Origin of the sequence: Candidatus Liberibacter asiaticus (assembly GCF_000590865.3) — a bacterium.
Classification (GTDB): domain Bacteria; phylum Pseudomonadota; class Alphaproteobacteria; order Rhizobiales; family Rhizobiaceae; genus Liberibacter; species Liberibacter asiaticus.
This window is the reverse complement of sequence record NZ_CP010804.2, coordinates 948,015-969,837: the sequence shown is the minus strand read 5'-3', so window position 1 is coordinate 969,837 and position 21,823 is coordinate 948,015. Positions and strand designations below refer to the sequence as shown.

Genomic DNA, 21,823 nt, shown 5'->3' with positions numbered 1-21,823 from the left:
ATTATTACCACCATTTGTGAGGGCGAAAATATCCCGCTTCTTTTTCTATAATTTGTCCAACACTAAAGAGTGTTTCTTCACGAAATGGCTGTCCAATTAACTGCAAACCAAGAGGCATTTTTTTCTCACATAAAGCCGCAGGAACAGAAATAGCTGGCAATCCTGCCATGTTAACGGCGACTGTAAAAACATCGTTGTAGATATGTCCCATAGACCCAGAATTATTTTCTTCTTTTCCAAGGGGAAAAGCTGATGTTGGTGTGGTTGGTGTCAAGATCACATCGACACCCTGCTCAAATGCTTCTGTAAAATCACGCTTGATAAGTGTGCGAATTTTACGAGCTCGTAAATAATGAGAATCATAACAACGAGAAGAAAGCACATAAGTACCAATCATAATACGATGTTTTACTTCTTGACCAAATCCAATAGAACGGGTGTTCTCATACATTTCAAGAATGTCTTTGCCTTCTACACGCAAACCATAGCGAACACCATCATAACGAGCGAGATTAGAAGAAGCTTCTGCTGGAGAAATGATATAATAAGCAGGCAAGGCATATTGAGTATGAGGCAAAGATATCTCAACAATTTTCGCTCCTGCATCTTTGAGCCAAGAAATTCCTTGTTGCCATGTTTTGTCAATTGTAGGAGATAAATAATCAAGGCGATATTCCTTTGGAATACCCACCGTCATTCCTTGAATAGACTGGTCAAGTGCTCTTTCATAGTCAGGAACTGGCAAATTAACACATGTCGCATCGCACTCGTCATATCCTGCAATTGCTTTTAATAAAATAGCCGAATCTCTCACAGTACGAGTAATAATACCAGCTTGGTCTAAAGAAGGCGCAAAAGAAATAATGCCTAAACGAGAACATCTACCATATGTTGGCTTTATTCCAACCGTTCCCGTGAAAGACGCAGGTTGACGAATAGATCCCCCTGTATCTGTCCCTATGGAAGCCGCACATAAAAAACCAGCGACAGCTGCAGAAGATCCCCCAGAAGATCCGCCAGGGGTAAACTTATCGGTGGAATCCATGCTTCTCCAAGGAGAAATAACGGGGCCATAATAAGATGTTTCGTTGGAAGATCCCATAGCAAACTCATCCATATTGAGCTTGCCCAACATAACAGCGCCATTATCCCATAATTTTTGCGTAACCGTTGATTCATAATGAGGTCGAAATCCATCCAAGATATGACTACATGCCTGCGTATGAATCCCTTTAGTAGCAAAACAATCTTTAATGCCGATAGGAATTCCTTCTAAATCTCTTGCATCTCCATTAATAATCCGCTTGTCTGATTCTTCTGCTGCTGCTCGTGCTTTTTGCGCAACTACTTCTATGTATGCATTCATTTGACTATTAGAATTTTCAATAGCTTGAATATAGGAATCAACGAGTTCTACAGCAGAAATATCCTTTGATCTTAATCGGTCTCTAGATTCTGAGACAGCCATGAAATTTAATTCTGACATTTCAACAAACCTCTATGTAAAATGGACCGATAAAATGGACCGATAAAAATGATATGAAACTACTCATCACTCTACTGCTTTTGGCACAACAAAAAAATTTTTTTCAACATGGGGAGCATTGGACAAAATAGATTCCACTTTATCGCCATCACAAACCACATCAGGACGGTGTACCATTTTCATGGGAACAACAGATACCATAGGCTCTACACCCTCGACATTGACTTCCGAAATTTTCTCTAAAACACTTAAAGTATTGTTAAGACGCAATAAAAAAAGTGGTATATCTTCTTCTTTTATAGATATACGAGAAAAATGCGCAATACGCTTGACATCTACTACATCAATTAACATCTCACGAACCCTTCATCTCAAACGCACTTCTATGATGACGAACTACTCTTCTTTAAAATTAAAATCAAAGTCCTATCACTAAATACAGGAATAAAACTTAATGACATCGCGACTGATTTCAAGAAGAAGATACTTTTCATAATATTTGTTCTAAACACATTGATAGCTAACATATCATAAAAAAAATTTATGCTCGCCATCTGCGGAAAACACCACTATAACTTCACACATATTAATTGATGAATACAGGAAAGAAATGTATACCTTGAAATTTTCTTACTCAATATTTCACGAAATACTATGCAAAAGCAGGCACCACCAGCATGTCAATACTTCTTATTGAGGACTTGGTCAAGTCTCTCAAGCCTAATCAACCTATAGCATCAATCGATTTAGGAACAAAGAGAATTGGCCTTGCCATCTCTGATCCTGGAAGGAGATTTGCACATCCTCGTCCCTTTCTTGTTAGAAAAAAAGTTACGCAAACGGCATTAGAATTACTTTCTTTTATTACGACGGAGAATATTGCCGCTTTTATCATTGGATTACCCTTGAATATGAACGGCTCCGAAGGTCCACGCGTACATTCTACCCGTGCTTTTGTGCATAACATGATCGATAGAAAACTATATGTCCCTTTTGTTTTTTGGGATGAACGATTGACCACGGTATCTGCACAACAAATCTTGATAGATATGAACGTATCAAGGAAAAAACGTATTCAAAAAGTAGATTCGATCGCTGCTGCTCTTATTTTACAAGAAGTTCTAGACAGAATCTCTTTTTTAGAATCATCGAAGGGTTGAAATATCTTATAATCCGCTCTTCTTTTAACAGCATTCTGAATGAAAAAATAACCTCAAGAATCATAGCCCTTAACATTGTCTCCACAACGCCTTCTATGGAATCCCCCGTAGTTTTTGAGCTTAAACAAAGTGTCACGTTAAAAAATTGATTTTAAACACTTTTGGAACTACGAAATGTCTCAACTTTGACAAGCACTGCTATCAGCCTACAATGGCAAGAAAAGAATCCTAGACCTTAATACCGAGCGAAGCCTTATGTTTTAAAAATGAATTATAAGATTTTCGAACTTCTTTCATTTTTTCATACTCTTCCTTCCGTAACGATGCCATGATGGATTCTATGTGCTTAACATACTCGACATCTACGCCATGCACGCCTAAACCATCAATAATAATCATATTTTAGTGTTGTACAGAGAAAAATGTATGTAAGAAAAGGGAATACTAATCGGTTTCATCCTCTTATTGTATGAAAAAACAGTCACAATAGTGTATATCTACGGATTAAATTTGAACGTATAGGATAAAAAATAGAAAATTTACTTATTTTATACGCTTGACCAATCAACATTATTATTAGGTAAAATAGCAAAAAATTCTGTGAATTCCCAATGGATATTACAGAATATCGTGCTAAGATTATAAATTCTTACCTAGACTAATCAATATTAGTGGTTATCATTGGCTATCTTAATTATGAAATAAAGAATTTTACATGGCTTAAAGGAAAAAATGTTTAAACCAAAGCGTATAGTACAACAATGCAATCCAAAATGTGATGAAACTTATTCCAAAAAAAATGGAAGAATCATTGTAAAGTTATGTATTTTTATGTTACAATCGCAATCGTTTTCGTACTTTGGAATGTAATTGGAAGAATTTTCTCATAGTGACTCCATCGATTCAAATAGTTCCGTCCATTCTCGCAGCAGACTTTTCTCGTTTAGGAGAGGAGATTTCCAATATAACTAAAGCGGGTGCCAAGCAGATTCACTTCGACGTCATGGACGGTTGCTTTGTGCCTAATATTTCTTTCGGGGCAGATGTCATCCGATCCCTGAGATCTTATAGTGACTCTGTATTTGATTGCCATTTGATGATTTCTTCTATTGACTCGCATATAAATATTATTGCAGATGCTGGATGTGATATCATCACCTTTCATCCAGAGTCTTCTCCCCATATACGTCGTTCGTTACGCACTATTCATGCAATGGGCAAGAAAACTGGCGTAGCAATAAACCCTGAAACACCAGTTGCTATCCTCGAGGATGTTATCGATGAAATTGATATGATTCTCATAATGACGGTTAATCCTGGATTTGGTGGACAGCAACTCATTGAATCTACCATACCTAAAATCAGACAGGCTAAAGCATTGATTGGTAAGCGCTCTATTTCTCTCGAAGTCGACGGCGGAGTTACATCCAGAAACATTAAGTCTTTAGTCCAAGCGGGAGCCGATCTTTTAGTAGTTGGATCATCTTTTTTTAACCAAAAAGGGGAAATATCTTATGCAAAGCGTTTAAATGATCTAAAAAAATCAGCATTAGCAATTGATTAATGAACAGATTCTTTGTACTCTTAGATAGTGTCCTGTTTTCTACTAGTTAATAATCATAGGGATAAAAATTAACATCTCTTACGTTTCATATGCTAATATCCCTCTTCCACCCACTAAATTACTATATTTGCGTGTGTTCAACAAAGAACTTCTATTCCTTGGTTTTCTTTATAAAGTTTGTAAATCAAATCATTTGGTTCCAATTAGATCGGTTAAGATATGATTCCTCGTTATTCTAGAACTACAATGACCACTCTATGGTCTCTTGAAACAAAATTTAGAATATGGTTTGAGATAGAAGCTCATGCCTGTGATGCCCTAGCTAAACTTGGTGTTATTCCCGAAAAATCATCTAAGAATATTTGGGAAAAAGGCAGAAATGCGGTTTTTAACGTTGATCGCATTATGGAACTCGATTCGATAATCAAACATGATGTCATTGCTTTTTTGACACATCTTGCGGAAATCATAGGTCCCGATGCGCGTTTTATTCACCAAGGCATGACCTCATCGGATATTCTTGACACATGTTTCAGTATCCAACTAATGCGATCGACTGATATTCTATTAGAAGATATCGATCAATTGCTAGAAAGCTTGAAAAAACGTGCTTTTGAGTATAAAGATACCTTAACCATCGGACGGTCTCATGGAATACATGCTGAACCCACAACTTTTGGTCTTAAGTTGGCTATGGCCTATGCGGAATTTTCTCGTTCTCGCAAGCGACTTCTTACTGCACGAGAAGAAATAGCTGTCTGTGCTATTTCTGGCTCTGTTGGCACATTTTCAAATATACACCCATACGTTGAACAGCACGTTGCAGACGCTATGGGTTTGAAGACAGATCCAATCTCTTCACAAGTCATTGCTCGTGATCGACATGCAATGTATTTTTCTGTACTAGGAGTGATTGCTTCTTCCATAGAAAGAGTGGCAACCGAAATTAGACATCTTCAACGTACCGAGATTCTTGAAGTAGAAGAGTTCTTCCATCCTGGACAAAAAGGCTCTTCGTCTATGCCCCACAAGCGTAATCCCATTCTAACTGAAAATTTAACAGGATTATCTCGATTAATACGATCTCACGTTATTCCAGCCATGGAAAATGTTGCGCTTTGGCATGAAAGAGATATCTCACATTCTTCCGTCGAGCGCGTCATAGGACCTGATGCGACAATACATCTTGATTTTGCACTCAATCGTTTAAAAAATGTTATAGAAGAATTGGTTGTTTATCCAGAGAATATGAAAGACAATCTTGAACAGCTTAAAGGGTTAATCCATTCTCAGCGCATTCTCCTAGCATTAACACAAGCTGGAGTATCAAGAGAAGAAGCATATCAGCTTGTTCAGCGTAATGCTATGAAAGTTTGGAAAAATGGAGCTATTTTTCTTGATGTATTACTAGCGGATGTTGATATACGAAAAGTATTATCTGAAAAAGAAATATGTGATAAGTTTGACTATAAATATCATACCAAACACGTTAATGCCATTTTTGAACGTGTTTTTCAGATGTTTTAAAAGAAAAACGTCTTACTAGAATTTTAGTTTTAATCAATTGACGAAATTTTTTTATATCGCTTTCGACATAAAAATGATTGTGTTAATGGTTGAAGAGAGGATTGATGAGACCACGGAATCCTGTTTATGAGGAAAAAACTAAAATCATTTATGAAGGCCTTGAACCTGGCACTCTTATCCAGTTTTTTAAAGATGATAATCTTTTAGAAAACAACCCACGCTGTGCAACACTCAATGGAAAAGGAGTGTTGAATAACAGAATATCTGAGTACATGTTCACGCAACTCGGTAAAATCGGCATTCCACATTACTTTATTCGCAGAATCAACATGCGAGAACAGTTAGTTCGCGATGTAGAAATGATTCCTCTCTTAATAACTGTTCGGAATACTGCGGCGGGATCTTTAGCTAAAAGACTGAATATACCCGAAGGATTGTCACTTCCGCGATCTCTTGTCGAATTTTATTATCTACCTGATTCTTCTGAAAAGACGTTAGTCTCTGAAGAACATATAACGGCTTTTAACTGGGCAAATCAATCTGAAGTCGAGGAGATGACCGCTTTAAGCATTCGAATCAATGATTTCATGACAGGACTTTTTCTTGGAATTAATATTCAACTTGTAGACTTTCGCATTAAATGCGGACGTCTTCTTGACGACGATATCTTACGTATTGTACTTGCAGATGAAATATTTCCCGATTGTTGTCGATTATGGGATCTGAGCAAAAAAGAAGAATGTGATAAAAAACGTTTTAGCAAAAGCAATGATCAATTATTAGAAGGTTATTCTGAAGTAGCCCGCCGCTTGGGAATATTTAAAAAAAATGAGCCAGCACTCAAAGAAAATCTTATTTTAAATAGAAAATAATAAAAAGGAGAATAAATTTGTGATAAAAGCCAATGTTGTCGTTAAACTTAAGAAAGATGTCCTAGATCCTCAAGGGAAAGCATTAAAAACCGCCCTTTCGAATATTGGATTCCATAATATTAATCAGATTCGCCAAGGAAAAATTTTTGACATAGAAATGGATGAAACGCTCTCGGATATTGCAGAAGAAGAACTAGAATCTATCTGTCAAAATCTTCTTGCTAATCCTGTCATCGAAGACTACGATATCAAAGTTCAAAAATCGTCAAGTTAGCGAATTTCTCTACTTCAAAGAATAAATACTTTTTACGCGTGTAAAATGACCTTTAGAACATTGGCAACGTTGCTACTTTTTTTTGATCTTAATACGTTTTTTCCATAACTTTTTAGAAGCATCCATGAAAACCGCTATAGTACAGATTCCAGGCTTGAATCGCGATAACGATATGATCAAAGCCATAACAAAAATAATCGGACAATCTCCAATTTTAGTATGGCAATCTGATACTGATATTCCAGATGTCGATCTGATTGTGATTCCTGGTGGTTTCTCTTATGGCGATTATCTTCGCTGTGGAGCAATTGCGGCACGTACTCCTGTAATGCAAGCCATTAAAAAAAAGGCACAACAAGGAATAAAAGTAATGGGAATCTGTAATGGATTTCAAATTCTTGTAGAACTAAATTTACTCCCTGGTATCCTTATGCGTAATTGTTCTTTAAAATTTGTTTGTAAGCAAGTTTTATTAGAGGTCGTCAATTCCAATACAGCATTTACCAAATCATATAAGATGAACCAAATTATCAAATGTCCTGTAGCCCACCACGATGGTAATTATTTTATCGACGCAAAAGGATTAGCTGAAATAGAAAAAAATAATCAAATTGTATTTCGCTATGCATCTGGCACCAATCCCAACGGATCACTCCACGACATTGCAGGCGTTATAAATCGACGAGGAAACGTACTAGGCATGATGCCCCATCCAGAAAATATAATAGAAAAATTCCACGGGGGAATAGATGGTCGTGGTCTCTTTGCATCTCTTCTTACTTAAAAAAAGCAAAACTGTGAATATAAACTATAAAAAACACTCCTAAAAGTGTAGAGAACGCAAATTTTGGTACAAATTTGGTATAAAAAAGACAAAAATCCTAATTTTTATTTATTTTTATTGCAAAAGAAATGCCGTTTTCACGTATTCTGCATTATTAACATATCTTATATTTATTATGATCTGTACATAAGATATTTTCTTGTATATTGAGGAGTTCAACGTTCTGTAATTTATGTGTATAACATAAATATTGACAGAATATAAATTACCGCCATTGTAATATAAACTCTTTGAATTTTTTATCAAGATTGCGAACTATTGATGTCTAAGCCGTCGCCCATACTCGAAATTCTCACTGCGCATGGTCTCACAAAAGACGAGTGTGATCAAATAATACATATTCTCAAACGCCAACCAACTTTGACAGAGATAGGTATTATATCAGCCATGTGGAACGAACACTGTTCTTATAAATCTTCAAAGAAATGGTTGAGAACTCTCCCTACTACTGGCAAGCATGTTATCCAAGGACCCGGAGAAAATGCTGGCGTTGTTGATATTGGAGGTGGTGATTGTGTTGTTTTTAAAATGGAAAGCCATAATCATCCATCCTATATCGAACCATATCAAGGAGCTGCGACAGGTGTAGGAGGTATTCTACGTGATATTTTTACAATGGGTGCACGTCCTGTTGCCGCTATGAACTCATTGCGATTTGGTGCTATTCATCATCCCAAAACAAAACACCTATTGTCAGGAGTAGTAGCAGGTATTGCTGGCTATAGTAATTCTTTTGGTGTCCCGACGGTAGGAGGAGAAGTTGAATTCCTCCCTTGTTATAATAACAATATTATCGTCAATACTTTTGCAGCTGGAATCGCTAAAACCAATGCAATTTTTTCTTCAAAAGCAAGAGGAATAGGACTGCCTCTTGTCTATTTAGGAGCTAAAACTGGTCGAGATGGCATTGGTGGAGCTTCTATGGCTTCAGAAGAATTTGGAGAAAATATTGCGAAAAAACGCCCTACCGTTCAAGTGGGTGATCCATTTACAGGCAAGTGTTTATTGGAAGCATGTCTCGAGTTAATGAACACTGATGCTGTCATTGCCATTCAAGATATGGGAGCAGCTGGATTAACGTGTTCAGCAATAGAGATGGGAAATCAAGGAAACCTAGGAATTACACTAGATCTTGATAAAGTGCCAACATGTGAAGAAGGAATGACTGCTTATGAAATGATGCTTTCGGAAAGTCAAGAGCGCATGCTCATGATTCTCAATCCAGAAAAGCAACATAAAGCCCAAGAGATTTTAAATAAATGGGGGCTTCATTTCTCAATTATTGGTATAACTACGAATGACAAGCTCTTTCGCGTAATCCATCGTGGTGAAGAAGTTGCTAATCTTCCAATCAAAGCTTTAAGCGATGAGGCTCCTGAATATGATAGAGCATGGTGTGAACCTATTACTATTCCCCCTTCAAATCCTCAACTCCTTTGCTCAGATGAAGACTGTACTAAGAGTCTTCTCAAACTTTTGTCTTCTCCCAATCTATCTTCAAGGAGATGGGTATATGAACAGTATGATACAATGATTCAAAGCAATTCTATACAGCTTCCAGGTGGAGATGCAGGCGTTATCCGTGTAGAAGGACATGAAACGAAAGCTCTAGCTTTTTCTTCTGATGTAACACCACGCTATGTTAAAGCAGATCCTTTTGAAGGAACAAAACAAGCAGTTGCTGAATGTTGGCGCAATATTATAGCAACTGGAGCAAAACCGTTGGCTATAACAGATAACCTTAACTTTGGTAATCCTGAAAAAGAAGAGATAATGGGACAGTTTGTTCATTCTGTCAAAGGGATACGAGAAGCCTGTCAAATATTAGATTTTCCAATAGTATCAGGCAATGTATCCTTTTATAATGAGACTAATGGGCAATCTATTTTCCCAACTCCAACCATTGCTGGAGTTGGAATCCTTCCTGATTATTCACTCATGACACGCATTGACAGCGCTCATGAAGGTGATCTTATCTTGATGATCGGCAATGATGGTTGTCATCTTGACTGTTCAATGTATAGCCTTGAATGTGCATCTAGTAACATAGGTCCTCCTCCAAAAGTTGATTGTCATCTTGAAAAGAATCATGGATTTTTTGTTCTTTCTATGATTAATGCAAAGAAGATTACAGCATGCCATGATATCTCCACAGGAGGACTCATCATTACTCTAGCAGAGATGACAATATCTTCTGCAAAAGGAATGGATATTATTTTGCCTATAGAAATAGAAAAAGATCCAAAGCCTTTTCTTTTTGGAGAGGATCAAGGACGCTATGTTGTTTGCATCTCCCCAGAAAATCAGGATTTAGTAATGTCTGAAGCAAATAATAAAAATATTCCCTTGCGGTACTTAGGAAAGGTATCCGGTAGTACTTTGTCTATTCATAACATACTCAATATCCCTGTTGCGACATTACAAACAAAGTATGAATCGTGGTTTCCTGAATTTATCAGTGAATCAACAGTGTAAATTATAAATATTGGAGGCAGTCAGTGTCAATGAATCCACACGAAATAGAGAAAATGATCAAAAAAGGAATACCTCAATCCATTGTCACCATCCATGATCTAGCAGGAGATGGCAACCATTATGCTGCAGAAATTATTTCAGAAGAGTTTCGTGGTAAGAATCGCATACAACAACATCAAATGGTATATGATTCTTTAGGAAATAAAATGGGGAATGCTCTGCATGCACTCTCTATTAAAACCTCAGTTCCGGATTCTCAATAATACAGATCAGACAATAAAAATTTAATTGAATTCTAATAATAATAAAATGGAGTACATGAACTATGAATAGTAGTGTTAATAGCATCATTCAAAACGAAATCAAAAAAAATGATGTTGTTTTGTTTATGAAGGGTACCCCCACATCTCCACGCTGTGGTTTTTCTGGGAAAGTAGTACAAGTTCTTGATAGTCTTGGTGTATCTTATAAAGGAATAGACGTACTTGCAGATGATGCCTTACGTCAAAGTATAAAGGAATATTCAAATTGGCCAACTATTCCTCAACTCTATGTCAAAGGTGATTTTATTGGTGGTTGCGATATTGTGTGTGAAATGTTTGAATCTGGTGAACTTCACGAAATTTTAAGTATAGATAGAATATAGGCGTAAGAAAGACTAATTATATCATTCTTCCAGTGCTATTTTCAATTGTGAAAGATTCATGCCGTGAAAAAGAAACTTCCCTTAAAGTTACGAAATTCCAATATTAGTCACATGGAATTTGTCATAGTTATAGCAATGTTGATGGCTATTAATTCTCTTGGCATAGATATAATACTCCCATGTTTGCCTAAGATTAGTGATTCTTTGCATCTCAGCAATGAAAATTACGGACAGCATTTAATATCTTTTTATCTTATCGGCTATGGGATAGCTCAAATTTTTTACGGACCTTTATCAGACCGTTTTGGTCGTAAAATTGTAATGATGTTTGGACTAGTTATACATATTATCTCTACATTCATCATGGTCACTATTAATTCATTTACTGGAATGCTTTGTATGCGCTTGATCCAAGGCATAGGAGGGGCTGCTCCTCGTATTATTACCATTTCAATTATTCGCGATATTTATGATGGACGCGACATGGCTAAGGTCTTATCTATAGCCATGATGATTTTTATGATTATGCCAATATTAGCACCTAGTATAGGTCAAGCCACGGTTGCCTTGTCAGGTGGTTGGATCGGGATTTTTGTTTGTATGGGAGTAATCACTACTTTCATTACACTTTGGTATTACATACGTTTCCCCGAAACACTCGATCCGCGCGATGTGCGTCCTTTGAATTTATATGCTATACTACATAGCTTTTCTCTTATATTCAAACATCGCGCTTCTACCTTGTACAATATTGCTAACAGCTTAACTATGGGAGCAATACTAGGATTTGTAAACTCCTCGCAGCAGATCTATGTGGGCATCTATCAGTTAGGAAATTTGTTTCCTATAGCTTTTGCAGTAGGTGGATTCGCTATGTCTATTGCCTCTTTTATCAATTCCCGTCTAGTCGAAAAATTCGGCATACGCCGAGTATCACATTATTCTTTGCTGATTTTTTTCATGATTACAGGATCGTGGCTTTTAGTACAAATTACTTCTAATCACCCTATTCACTTACTGATTTTCATCGCATTTTTCTTTTTAGCATCGTTTCAATTTGGATTAATCAATTCCAATTTTAGTAGCATCTCTATGGAGCCATTTTCACATTTAGCCGGAACAGCATCATCTATATTTGGCTTTATTAATACAGTGATCAGCACAATTTTAGGAATAATAATAGGACAATCATTTAATGGAACAACTTATCCTATTACCATCGGATTTTTCGGAATAGCAGTCTCCAGTTTTATTTGCATTCTTATAGTTGAAAAGAATCAAATGTTTAGGAAAACAGAACTACGATAGAATCAATAATTCGCATAAGGTTATGGTATTATATGCTTTTTACATCATTAAGGTAATTTTCCCCTATTTCATGGAAGTATTCGCGTATTGTCTTAATACATAGAATCCCGTGAAATAGGAAAGAAAGGGAAATATAGGTTAAGAAGACTTTGAAGATCTGCTTATTAAGAAAAATAAAAAATCAGAAATGCATGAAAATGCAAATTTTTTTATCGAATTTTTGCGTTGTTTTTATTCTTTTTTGTGTATTTCGTTTTATGTTCTAAATGTAAGATCATAATCTCATCATCTAATCGTAAGAGAAGGAAAGTTTTCTTTATCCTCTACTATCTCTTTAAAATCCAAACATTCTATTAGAGGATTGAAGATCGCAAGAAAACACTCTTTCCTGCTACTTTTTCCCTTCAAGTAGTGCATAGTCCTTGATTTAAATAGATCGTAAAACATGAATATATCCGAATAAATCCTTAAAAATAAAAAAAAGATGAAATTTCCTAAACATCTCGCGGGTCGTCTGGATATCACTCCGACTGGGAAAAATTTGTATGTAACCTATGAAATAGCAATAGGAATAGTAAAAGAACCTATAAATCAATCATTACTGATTTATATAAAGAAGTGCATAGGATATTTTGCATTATCATTCCGAATACCAAATACTTTTCTACCAATGAATGCACCTTTAGTTGTAAATTTATATGCAATATCCATAAAACCAATATCTTCACAACCATGACAACTTCTCAAAGGATAAGAAAAAATTAATTCTATTAATCCATCTTTATGACTGCTTTTAACGAAATGTCCCGCACTATAAGGGAAAACACCTGGATTTCTTAATACAAAATCCTTTGCTATAGGAGAAGAATCGTAAAGCTGATGAACACTAGAATCATTGATATCAATAATATGGCTTCCCACGGTAGGAATAAGCAAAGTCCCGCTATTCTCATTAGCTCTATAAGGATATTGCACCTCTACGATACCAATTAAAGCTTCCTTACGATATGAAGATACGTATCCAGGCTCTAAGTATTTTTCCAGATATTGAGCCGCTCGTAACGCTTCTTGGGTTCCTCCCGTTTTTTTAATACTTGTGATAATACAGTTGTCAAAGTTCTCATCGAATTCATGTGCTCGTTTACATTGGAAGTATGTTTCCGAATCTCCTTTCCATACCGCTTTTTCAGAAAAAAAGAGAAGATGGTTTTGTGGAGTACTGCTCTGTTGAAAATAAAAAGCTAAAATCACTCCAACCAAAACCAATAATATGATAATCGCGATCTTATATTTCATGTTTACCCTACTTCAATCTCTCGTAATAAATATTATGCCATTATATTAATTAAAAAATTAAACACTTGGTCATAAGCGTTTTTATAAATCTATTTGGCCTTACCTTCAGAATATTTAAGGATTCACACATGGCAAATAACACAGGATTAAGCCCTATTCAAGCAGGAGAAAAGCGGGTCAATGTCGATGATAAACGCATGTTGAATGCCCGCTCCGACGTCAATCAGTTATTACCCCTAAAATACGGATGGGCATGGGAAAAGTATTTATCTGCTTGCAATAATCATTGGATGCCAACCGAAGTACCTATGCAAGACGATCTTGCACTGTGGAAATCAAAAAACGGATTGACAGATGATGAACGCCTGATGATTAAACGTAACCTCGGATTTTTCGCCTCTTCTGAAAGCCTAGTCGCTAACAATATTGTCCTAGCAATCTATCGCCATCTTTCTAATCCTGAATGTCGACAATATCTCCTACGACAAGCATTCGAAGAAGCAGTGCATAGCCATACCTTCCAATACATTATCACTAGTCTCGGTCTTGATGAAGGAGAACTATTTAACATGTATCGAGAAGTCCCTTCCATCACCGCTAAAGCCAATTGGGCTTTACAGTATACTCAAACTCTGAGCTCTCCATCCTTCACTACTGGAACAAAAGACGCAGATCAAGAATTCTTACAAGATCTCTTCGTTTTTTATGTCGTGTTTGAAGGAATGTGGTTTTACACGGGGTTTGCTCAAATACTATCGCTAGGAAGAGCCAATAAAATGGTGGGAATCGCCGAACAATATCAATACATCATGCGAGATGAATCACTGCATCTCAATTTTGGTATTGATGTCATCAACCAAATTAAAATCGAAAACCCCCATCTTTGGACAAAAGAGTTCCAACAAAAAAGTCGCACCATGCTCCATGAAGCTACCCTCCTCGAAATCGCCTATGCACATGAAACAATGCCAAAAGGGTTCGTGGGGTTAAATGCTCCCTCATGTGAACAATATATGCAGTTCATCGCCAATCGTCGTTGTCACCAAATCGGTTTAGAACCTTTGTTCAAATATACAGAAAACCCTTTCCCTTGGATGAGTGAAGTAATAGATTTGAAAAAGGAAAAAAACTTCTTCGAAACTCGGGTCACAGAATATCAACAAGGAGCAGAGTTGAAATGGGATTGACAAATATTTTTGATTAAAATACAAAGTGAAAAGTGTTTATCCTATACTTGGTACATCTTAAGGCGATTATATATGGTAAGGCCTAAAATAAAAAAAAAGGAATCGCATGAGTATGAATATCAAATTATGTGTGATGTCTGAATAATGGTACGTGTTTTTTGTGCAATAATCTTTGTATTAATTACGTTTATTGGGGAATTTTCCCAAGCGTTAGAGCATGAGGATGAATTAAAGGTCAACTTTGGTCTCATGCGACGAGTAATGATTGATTTATGGAGCCGTGAAATCTCTTCATATAGAACACCTCTTTCTTTAGATTTGGATTATAAACACAGGGTTTATCTGGATACATACAAAAGCTTTAGCATAAATCTCGGATTTGAAACATTTAATGAAATAGTTAACCCAACTACGATGAGAGTGTTGGTTCTGCCTGTGTTATCTATGCATAAAACATGGAATAATAATTTTGATGATTCCTATTTTTTTAAGAAAATAGGAGTCGGTGTCGTAGCATCTACTGGGTTCAATACAGGCGATAAGTGGCTTGGAGCAGAGATGGGAATGTCATTTTACGTATACCCGACACCGTGGCTTATATTACAGAGCGATTTTGCGATTCGTCACGCCAGTAGCGATGTTGTTGTATGTATGCGTTATCAAGCGAAATTTCTGATAACTGATAGTATAGGTATTCTTTATCGAAATGTATCAGCAGTGTCAGCGGCAGTAGATAAGAATATAGGTTTAGGCGTTACTAAGATAGGTCTTGATTATGTTTATAAATTCTAATTACTCTTCTTCTGAATTATTTATGAAAAATAATTATCTATCATAGTGTTTTTCATTATTTAAAAAATAGCTTTTTTCATCTTCTTTTTTGCACGATTTTATCGGTAAACCAGAAGCGAAGATTTTATTCTTAACCATACTCACGTCGTAAAGACATCCTGCCTATCATGTTCTCCATAATGTTGTTTTTGAAGATAGGTTTCTTAAAGCCTAAGTGCTTATACCCATCACTTTTAGCATCTATAAGAACAAATTCAGCCCCTGAGTTTTTAATCGCCATAAAAGCCTTATAAGCAATTTTCGATCCAATCCCTCTTTGTCTATAGTCGGGAAGAACTACAAAAGGACCTCTTAAAAAAGCTCTATATTTACCTATTTGGATAGGATCGGTTGATAAGTCTTTGATTAATCATGATTCGGTTTTAGTATTACCTTTACTTAAGTTATAGAAGAATAAATAATACATCCAAATATTTTGATTCACGTCCAAGAACGCACTCTTCCCACATCAATATGAAGAAATTTGGAATAATAACCAACTCCTCCTCTTTTAAGACGTATAGCTATCTTGTACAGGCTCCTTAAAGAAACTCCTGGAATATAAAAATCAACAGCTTTCCCCAAAACATGTTGACTTTTCCTAGCTATCTTACGATTTCGCCTACTCAACATTTTATTGGTTTCTTGCGTACGATATCCTGATAATATATAAATATATTCGGGTACACTGAAATATTGTTGTATCTCCCATAAAAAATCAAACAACTGTGGATCCATATCTATAGATTGTTTGGAATGCCAATCATACAATAAACGATTTAATTGTGATAAACCTTCTTGATTATACTGGCTACCACGTTTAAAAGTAACGATCGCTTTAGATCCCGTGGAAACTACATAAATTTTCAAAGTCCTCACTTCTTCTTGATCGAGAAGATCACTAGACATAGAAGATTGTTGATGATATTTTATAAGATCGGGTGAGAGGGAATAAATTGGACTAGTTACGAAAAATGATGCTACGGATACATACAATCCTATCCAAATAACTTTTAAGATACGGAATATTTCAGTTTTCTTCATATATCTCCCTATATACATATTCTAAAACACTACAAGAGAGCTATTGATCTCAATATTCTTGATCAACACACATATGCTGTAAAGGCATGTAACCCTCTAATAGTCGTTTTAAAGGATATTTTCTATTTTTTATATGATTTACAGTTAACATCATATGTACAAGATACTGAAAAAACATGATTTTATTATATTATCATTTTCAGTACATCAAAGGGATTTTGGATAATTTATACCAATAGTTTTTTTCTTCTTCTTAAATATTTTTAGTTAATAAGAAAAAAACTGTAAGACACGCAGTGTGTTTAAAACAAATCATCTATAGAAGATATTCTAATCCAATCTGCTTGAAATTGATGACATAACCATGTTTTTTGTCTTTTAGCGTATTTATTTGTTGCGATGATACCCCTTTGTAATGTTTCGTCATAATTTATTTCACCCTTTAATAACGCAATAATATCTCGCACTCCTATTGCTTTCATTATTGGTAAATCCAACGATAAATTCATTTTCATAAGACTACGTATTTCATCTATCGCACCTGATTCTAACATTTGTGTAAAACGTCGACGAATTCTCTCTTTTAATGCGCTTCTCTCAGGAAGAATGATAATCTTATGGGCTGATTCAAGGGGTATGAAAGGATTTGGTGCTTGTTTCCAAAATTCTATGATAGACTGGCCAGAAACTAATTTAATTTCAAGAGCACGTGCGATTCTTTGTCCATCAGAAGGATGAATCTGTCGTGCTACAATAGAATCAAGACTAGACAATTCATCATGGAGAATATGGGAACCATATTGTTTCAATTTTTCACGTATCTTTTCTCTTATTGCAGTAGGTATTTCTGGCATAATAGAGAGTTGACCTGTTAATGCACGAAAATAAAGACCTGTCCCACCTACTATTATAGGTAAAAAACCGTTTTTTTGTACCTCTGCAATTTTTTTGATAGCATAACGCAACCATTTTCCAGTAGAATAAGACTTCTGAGCAGGAACATAACCATAAAGATAATGAGGAATCGATTGCATGTCTTGATCAGATGGTCGAGAAGTCAAAATACGGAGTGTATCATAAACTTGCATACTATCAGCATTAATAATCGCACCATTGAATTTATGCGCCAAATTCACAGCACAAAGGGATTTACCACTTGCTGTTGGACCAGATATAAAAATCGCTTTAGTATGTGTTGAAAGGAACATCATCATCATGGCTCTTATTGCTACACTTATAACTCATCGCTCTCATCCTATACTGAATATCTCCCTTGTTAAACAAATAATGCAGATAGTAAATTCTTCTATATTTTACTGGCTCGCAGATTCTATTGCCTGTGATATCATCCTTCCTTTAGAAGGAATGATAGATCATCATAGAAGTAAAATACTTTCTATTATTGCAGATAAACCTATTGATCTTATTATACATCGACACGAAAATAGACGGAAAAATCTTCTCATCGCCGACATGGATTCTACTATGATAGAGCAAGAATGCATTGACGAACTTGCAGATTTAATAGGAATAAAAGAAAAAGTTTCTCTTATTACCGCTCGTGCAATGAATGGAGAAATACCTTTTCAAGATTCACTTCGTGAAAGAATATCGCTATTCAAAGGAACTTCCACAAAAATTATTGATTCTCTCCTTGAAAAAAAAATTACATATAATCCTGGAGGATATGAACTCGTCCATACTATGAAACAAAACGGTGCTTCTACTCTTCTAGTTACAGGTGGATTCTCAATTTTCGCTCGTTTTATTGCTCAACATCTTGGATTTGATCAGTATTATGCGAATCGTTTCATAGAGAAAGATGATAGATTGACAGGACAAGTGATGGAACCAATTATTGATGGTACAGCAAAATCACAAATTCTACTAGAAGCCATACAAAAACTGCAAATTAATCCCGAAGATACCATTGCCGTCGGTGACGGTAACAATGATCTTGATATGCTTAGAGTAGCAGGATATGGAGTTGCTTTCCATGCTAAACCAGCCCTTGCAAAGCAAGCAAAAATACGTATTGATCATAGCGATCTTGAAGCCTTATTATATATTCAAGGATATAAGAAAGACGAGATCGTAAAATCTCCTTAAAAACCTTTAATTGCTAAATCAATGCGAGTTATATTCTTATTCTGAGAATAGTAATCTGACGAAAGGTAAATTGTCTTATTAAGGCTTATGTCTTTTGTATACTAACGACGCGTTCAATTGAGCTGACTGTCAAATGTACTCTTATTAACTGAAATAATTTGCAGAAGAAAGCGATAGTATCATATTCTTCGGATATTTATCTACTTATGATCTGATTTAATTCATAAAATATGCACACCGATATTTGCAAATATTCTTATCATTTCATTTCTCTTCATCCTTTGCTCAGAATATTTTCCTCTAAAAAGAGACTATAAATTAACAAGCAAGAGATATTTTTGTTCAAGTATAAATTAATTGTCATCTTATTTTCTATATGATTAATTATAACGTAAAATCAATATTTTAAATTCCCTTACCTTCTAAATATCCTGCCCTCCTCCATTGATTCTACAATGTTTTTTTATAGCTTTCCCGCACCTTTCAACCCCGAAAAAAGAGGGAAAATCATGTAAGAAAGAATGGTTAGATAGTGTAGCTAGACAGTTTATAAAGGATTACACATTCCATGGACATGGGGCACACGGTTTAAAACTGTCTACTTCAGGGGTTATTACAAAAACAACGGAACTTAGGTCAAAAGTTATTATAGAAACATCCCACATTATAAATATTAAAATCGGCTAGACCTAGTTTAAACTCTTTTCTTCTGAACTATTTTATCGGTGTCCAAATCCCATGGGTGTAATCATAGTGGAATGTGGCTTTTACCTTTGTTTTTACCGATGAAAAACCTATTCTCTGCTTGATATTTCAGAAGGATAAGCCCAGTTATAATATCAGCTCTTCTAATCCCTGACCCCTATTTTCGCACTTCTATTCGACAAAATACCTGATTTTATCGTCATACAACCTCTTAATTCTTCTCGGATAAGTTCTTGTATTTTTTTGTCGTTAAACGTAATGCCAGTGAGGGTCAGATTAATGTTAGATGTCAATTTACCTGCATCCATGCAGTTAGACCGTAGAACCAATAATATATAACTGCCCTACAATTTAACCTTCTTGAGTACGAAGGTTTATAATTGGCCTTCTATTAAAGGCAGTTACTCGAAGGTCAAGATCGCCAATAAAATTTCCTTAGTATCAATATTCTTTTCTATAATTTTTCTGTCTTTCTTGGAAGCGATCAAAATACTTGAAAAAATCCGAATCTGGCGAAAGAACCAAAAAGGTATCTGATGAAGCCAAAGAATCCGTATATGCTCTCATAGAACGATAAAATTCGAAAAATTCAGGATCTTTCTGAAATACATTAGAGAGAATACGCCCCCTTTCCGCTTCACCCTTCCCATAATTTATTTCAGAATCACGTCGCGCTTCAGATAAAATCTGAGTTGCTTTACGATCAGCAATAGACATGCGTTTTTGTCCCTCTTCTCTTCCTCTAGCACGGATAAACTCAGCCTCTGCTAAGCGTTCTGCTTTCATCCGATCATATGTTTGTTGAGAAACTTCCTGTGTTAAATCAGTACGTAGAACGCGCACATCTTCTATACTAATTCCTAATTTTTCAGCATCGTAGCGCAAATCTTCACATACCTCCATCATCATTTTTTCACGTTGTTTGGATAAAGCATCATCAAAACGACGTAATCCATAAACACGCCGGATAGATGCATCAAGACGAGTACGTAAGCGAGATTCTGCAGCAATACGATCACACGAAACAGATTGACAAAATAAAGAGGGATCAATGATTCTATAAGTCATCATAGCATCAACTTCATAGAATTTCCCATCAGAAACTTGTACTCTAATATTATCAAGATTTAGACGCATAATTTGTTTTTGCAGATATTTAACTCTATCAACATTCATAAAAGAAAATGGCATTTTAAAATAAATGCCTGGCTCTCTATAGGTAGCATGAATCTTTCCAAATCGAGTAACAATCGCTTGTTGACGCGCATCAACAATAAAAAAAGACGAGAAAGAAAGCCCCAATAAAAGAAAAATAAAAAGAAAAAAAACTATACAAGACTTATTACTCATGATTGATACCACCTAATTTCCCTTTTTGTTGAATACGAGAAAAAGCTTCATTGAGAGGTAAATAAGGCATAACGGACTGTTTTTTATCAATAATAACTTTTTTTGCTTTCTTTAAAATACCTTCCATGGTTTCTAGATATATTCTTTTGCGAAGCAATGTAGGTGCATTAACATACTGTCCATAAATAGACAAGAAACGATCTGCTTCTCCCTGTGCTTCTTGAATGATGCGATCCTTATAAGCAATAGAAGACTCACGAATATGAGAGGCTTCACCGCGAGCTGATCCTAATACCCGATTAGAATATTTGTTGGATTCTTCAACAAAACGATCCTCATCCTGCTCTGCACGTTGCACTTCATCAAAAGCATCCGCCACTTCCCGAGGAGGAGAAGCATCTTCAATGGAAATTGTATTGATCAATATCCCGGATTTATAATAATCCATGGTCTTTTGAATGAGATTTCTTACTTCTAAAGCTATTTGTTGACGTTGAGATCGAAAAATATCAACTGCAAATCTTCTTCCAACCACCTCACGCATAGCACTTTCAGAGACTTGTTTTAAAGTTTCTCCAGGATTCTCTAAATTGAATAGATATAAGCGAGGATCGGTCACGACATACAAGACAGAAAAATGTAAACCGACGATATTTTGATCCCCAGTAAGAATCAATCCACTATTAGAGCCAACACTTGCAGACCGCCCTCCTATCTTCTGCTGTCGCTCTATAACCTTCACAATTTCGACTTGATCAATCGGCCAAAACATCATGTGTAAACCAGGTAAAAAAACATCATTTTTTGGTTTACCAAAGCGTAACTCTACGGCTCTCTCATCAGGATGAACAATATATATTGATTGAAAAGCACAAAATGAACCTATCAATAAAAGAATAATATAAACAGAGCCATAACTCTTAAAAAAAGGTATCAGATCGAACTTATCCTTTATATAACGAATGATTGCCTCAACGTCAAAAGGAGGAAGACCATCACCGTTACCATTGGAACCACTTAATCTAGTAGGACGCCAGTCACTATTGTTCTTGTCATAAGACATCAAAATCTCTTAAACCAAAATGAATCAAAAATAGTACTCCAAAATGGATTCCCTTATAAACAGACGACTCCATAACGTCAAC

Annotated in this window: 22 protein-coding genes; 13 read left to right on the top strand and 9 right to left on the bottom strand. The window is 35.7% G+C overall.

The features are described from left to right. Positions 1–4 precede the first annotated feature (4 nt). Both gatA and gatC read right to left on the bottom strand, forming a co-directional pair. Positions 5–1,486 carry an Asp-tRNA(Asn)/Glu-tRNA(Gln) amidotransferase subunit GatA gene (gene gatA / locus CD16_RS04365; RefSeq protein ID WP_015452809.1) on the bottom strand — a complete coding sequence of 494 codons (1,482 nt, stop codon included), beginning with the start codon at positions 1,484–1,486 and terminating at the stop codon, positions 5–7. A gap of 66 nt (positions 1,487–1,552) precedes the next feature. Continuing rightward, positions 1,553–1,840 carry an Asp-tRNA(Asn)/Glu-tRNA(Gln) amidotransferase subunit GatC gene (gene gatC / locus CD16_RS04360; RefSeq protein ID WP_015452808.1) on the bottom strand — a complete coding sequence of 96 codons (288 nt, stop codon included), beginning with the start codon at positions 1,838–1,840 and terminating at the stop codon, positions 1,553–1,555. A gap of 323 nt (positions 1,841–2,163) precedes the next feature. On the opposite strand from gatC, the gene ruvX reads away from it, so the two are divergent. Then, positions 2,164–2,646 carry a Holliday junction resolvase RuvX gene (ruvX, locus tag CD16_RS04355; RefSeq protein WP_040055311.1) on the top strand — a complete coding sequence of 161 codons (483 nt, stop codon included), beginning with the start codon at positions 2,164–2,166 and terminating at the stop codon, positions 2,644–2,646. A gap of 228 nt (positions 2,647–2,874) precedes the next feature. On the opposite strand, the gene CD16_RS04350 is transcribed toward ruvX, so the two are convergent. Further along, positions 2,875–3,045 (bottom strand): hypothetical protein, encoded by a 171-nt coding sequence (locus tag CD16_RS04350; protein ID WP_155714012.1) that lies wholly within the window; start codon positions 3,043–3,045, stop codon positions 2,875–2,877. 490 nt (positions 3,046–3,535) lie between these two features. On the opposite strand from CD16_RS04350, the gene rpe reads away from it, so the two are divergent. The 9 genes from rpe to CD16_RS04305 all read left to right on the top strand — a co-directional run bounded on the left by rpe (position 3,536) and on the right by CD16_RS04305 (position 12,156). After that, positions 3,536–4,210: a ribulose-phosphate 3-epimerase gene (rpe, locus tag CD16_RS04345; protein WP_015452806.1), complete on the top strand. Its 675-nt coding sequence runs from the start codon at positions 3,536–3,538 to the stop codon at positions 4,208–4,210. A gap of 219 nt (positions 4,211–4,429) precedes the next feature. Continuing rightward, the gene (purB, locus tag CD16_RS04340; RefSeq protein WP_015452805.1) at positions 4,430–5,737 is read left to right on the top strand and encodes an adenylosuccinate lyase; all 1,308 of its coding nucleotides are present in this window, start codon (positions 4,430–4,432) and stop codon (positions 5,735–5,737) included. Positions 5,738–5,841: 104 nt separating this feature from the next. Beyond that, positions 5,842–6,609, top strand: a complete 768-nt coding sequence (locus tag CD16_RS04335; protein WP_015452804.1) for a phosphoribosylaminoimidazolesuccinocarboxamide synthase — start codon at positions 5,842–5,844, stop codon at positions 6,607–6,609. A 19-nt stretch (positions 6,610–6,628) separates the two neighbouring features. Further along, a complete protein-coding gene (purS, locus tag CD16_RS04330) occupies positions 6,629–6,883 on the top strand; it encodes a phosphoribosylformylglycinamidine synthase subunit PurS (protein WP_015452803.1) in 255 nt (84 codons plus the stop codon). A gap of 124 nt (positions 6,884–7,007) precedes the next feature. Next, entirely contained in the window at positions 7,008–7,667 is a 660-nt protein-coding gene (gene purQ / locus CD16_RS04325) for a phosphoribosylformylglycinamidine synthase subunit PurQ (protein ID WP_015452802.1), read from the top strand. A gap of 321 nt (positions 7,668–7,988) precedes the next feature. Further along, a complete protein-coding gene (gene purL, locus CD16_RS04320; RefSeq protein ID WP_015452801.1) occupies positions 7,989–10,202 on the top strand; it encodes a phosphoribosylformylglycinamidine synthase subunit PurL in 2,214 nt (737 codons plus the stop codon). 23 nt (positions 10,203–10,225) lie between these two features. After that, a complete protein-coding gene (locus CD16_RS04315; RefSeq protein WP_015452800.1) occupies positions 10,226–10,465 on the top strand; it encodes a BolA family protein in 240 nt (79 codons plus the stop codon). A gap of 62 nt (positions 10,466–10,527) precedes the next feature. After that, entirely contained in the window at positions 10,528–10,848 is a 321-nt protein-coding gene (gene grxD, locus CD16_RS04310; protein ID WP_015452799.1) for a Grx4 family monothiol glutaredoxin, read from the top strand. Between the two features lie 63 nt (positions 10,849–10,911). Further along, a complete protein-coding gene (locus tag CD16_RS04305; RefSeq protein WP_015452798.1) occupies positions 10,912–12,156 on the top strand; it encodes a multidrug effflux MFS transporter in 1,245 nt (414 codons plus the stop codon). Between the two features lie 606 nt (positions 12,157–12,762). On the opposite strand, the gene CD16_RS04300 is transcribed toward CD16_RS04305, so the two are convergent. Then, the gene (locus tag CD16_RS04300; protein WP_015452797.1) at positions 12,763–13,452 is read right to left on the bottom strand and encodes a hypothetical protein; all 690 of its coding nucleotides are present in this window, start codon (positions 13,450–13,452) and stop codon (positions 12,763–12,765) included. A 128-nt stretch (positions 13,453–13,580) separates the two neighbouring features. Between CD16_RS04300 and CD16_RS04295 the strand changes: the two genes are divergently transcribed. Together CD16_RS04295 and CD16_RS04290 are read left to right on the top strand one after the other, a co-directional pair. Beyond that, on the top strand, positions 13,581–14,639 hold the full coding sequence (locus CD16_RS04295) for a ribonucleotide-diphosphate reductase subunit beta (RefSeq protein ID WP_015452679.1): 1,059 nt from the start codon (positions 13,581–13,583) through the stop codon (positions 14,637–14,639). A 144-nt stretch (positions 14,640–14,783) separates the two neighbouring features. Beyond that, positions 14,784–15,431: a hypothetical protein gene (locus CD16_RS04290; RefSeq protein ID WP_015824949.1), complete on the top strand. Its 648-nt coding sequence runs from the start codon at positions 14,784–14,786 to the stop codon at positions 15,429–15,431. A 130-nt stretch (positions 15,432–15,561) separates the two neighbouring features. Here the strand turns inward: CD16_RS04290 and CD16_RS05725 are convergent, their stop codons facing one another. The 3 genes from CD16_RS05725 to miaA form a co-directional block, all read right to left on the bottom strand. Further along, positions 15,562–15,711: a hypothetical protein gene (locus tag CD16_RS05725; RefSeq protein WP_015452794.1), complete on the bottom strand. Its 150-nt coding sequence runs from the start codon at positions 15,709–15,711 to the stop codon at positions 15,562–15,564. Positions 15,712–15,911: 200 nt separating this feature from the next. Beyond that, entirely contained in the window at positions 15,912–16,514 is a 603-nt protein-coding gene (locus CD16_RS04285) for a YcbK family protein (RefSeq protein WP_015452793.1), read from the bottom strand. Positions 16,515–16,816: 302 nt separating this feature from the next. Then, positions 16,817–17,731, bottom strand: a complete 915-nt coding sequence (gene miaA / locus CD16_RS04280; protein ID WP_015452792.1) for a tRNA (adenosine(37)-N6)-dimethylallyltransferase MiaA — start codon at positions 17,729–17,731, stop codon at positions 16,817–16,819. Between miaA and serB the strand changes: the two genes are divergently transcribed. After that, complete coding sequence (gene serB, locus CD16_RS04275) at positions 17,730–18,623, top strand: phosphoserine phosphatase SerB (RefSeq protein WP_015452791.1); 894 nt, start codon at positions 17,730–17,732, stop codon at positions 18,621–18,623. The genes miaA and serB overlap by 2 nt on opposite strands. 1,146 nt (positions 18,624–19,769) lie before the next feature. On the opposite strand, the gene hflC is transcribed toward serB, so the two are convergent. After that, positions 19,770–20,678, bottom strand: a complete 909-nt coding sequence (hflC, locus tag CD16_RS04270) for a protease modulator HflC (RefSeq protein ID WP_015452790.1) — start codon at positions 20,676–20,678, stop codon at positions 19,770–19,772. Beyond that, positions 20,671–21,741: an FtsH protease activity modulator HflK gene (gene hflK / locus CD16_RS04265; RefSeq protein ID WP_015452789.1), complete on the bottom strand. Its 1,071-nt coding sequence runs from the start codon at positions 21,739–21,741 to the stop codon at positions 20,671–20,673. Before hflK ends, hflC begins: the two co-directional genes overlap by 8 nt. Positions 21,742–21,823: the final 82 nt, after the last annotated feature.

Excerpts from the sequence above, each read along its gene's own strand:
- purB (WP_015452805.1), top strand. The coding sequence starts at position 4,430 with ATGATTCCTCGTTATTCTAGAACTACAATGACCACTCTATGGTCTCTT.
- hflK (WP_015452789.1), bottom strand. The coding sequence starts at position 21,741 with ATGTCTTATGACAAGAACAATAGTGACTGGCGTCCTACTAGATTAAGT.
- gatA (WP_015452809.1), bottom strand. The coding sequence starts at position 1,486 with ATGTCAGAATTAAATTTCATGGCTGTCTCAGAATCTAGAGACCGATTA.
- purL (WP_015452801.1), top strand. The coding sequence starts at position 7,989 with ATGTCTAAGCCGTCGCCCATACTCGAAATTCTCACTGCGCATGGTCTC.
- ruvX (WP_040055311.1), top strand. The coding sequence starts at position 2,164 with ATGTCAATACTTCTTATTGAGGACTTGGTCAAGTCTCTCAAGCCTAAT.
- CD16_RS04295 (WP_015452679.1), top strand. The coding sequence starts at position 13,581 with ATGGCAAATAACACAGGATTAAGCCCTATTCAAGCAGGAGAAAAGCGG.
- miaA (WP_015452792.1), bottom strand. The coding sequence starts at position 17,731 with ATGATGATGATGTTCCTTTCAACACATACTAAAGCGATTTTTATATCT.
- CD16_RS04350 (WP_155714012.1), bottom strand. The coding sequence starts at position 3,045 with ATGATTATTATTGATGGTTTAGGCGTGCATGGCGTAGATGTCGAGTAT.
- purQ (WP_015452802.1), top strand. The coding sequence starts at position 7,008 with ATGAAAACCGCTATAGTACAGATTCCAGGCTTGAATCGCGATAACGAT.
- CD16_RS04285 (WP_015452793.1), bottom strand. The coding sequence starts at position 16,514 with ATGAAGAAAACTGAAATATTCCGTATCTTAAAAGTTATTTGGATAGGA.
- CD16_RS05725 (WP_015452794.1), bottom strand. The coding sequence starts at position 15,711 with ATGGCGATTAAAAACTCAGGGGCTGAATTTGTTCTTATAGATGCTAAA.
- hflC (WP_015452790.1), bottom strand. The coding sequence starts at position 20,678 with ATGAGTAATAAGTCTTGTATAGTTTTTTTTCTTTTTATTTTTCTTTTA.
- gatC (WP_015452808.1), bottom strand. The coding sequence starts at position 1,840 with ATGTTAATTGATGTAGTAGATGTCAAGCGTATTGCGCATTTTTCTCGT.
- serB (WP_015452791.1), top strand. The coding sequence starts at position 17,730 with ATGGCTCTTATTGCTACACTTATAACTCATCGCTCTCATCCTATACTG.
- grxD (WP_015452799.1), top strand. The coding sequence starts at position 10,528 with ATGAATAGTAGTGTTAATAGCATCATTCAAAACGAAATCAAAAAAAAT.
- CD16_RS04335 (WP_015452804.1), top strand. The coding sequence starts at position 5,842 with ATGAGACCACGGAATCCTGTTTATGAGGAAAAAACTAAAATCATTTAT.
- CD16_RS04290 (WP_015824949.1), top strand. The coding sequence starts at position 14,784 with ATGGTACGTGTTTTTTGTGCAATAATCTTTGTATTAATTACGTTTATT.
- CD16_RS04300 (WP_015452797.1), bottom strand. The coding sequence starts at position 13,452 with ATGAAATATAAGATCGCGATTATCATATTATTGGTTTTGGTTGGAGTG.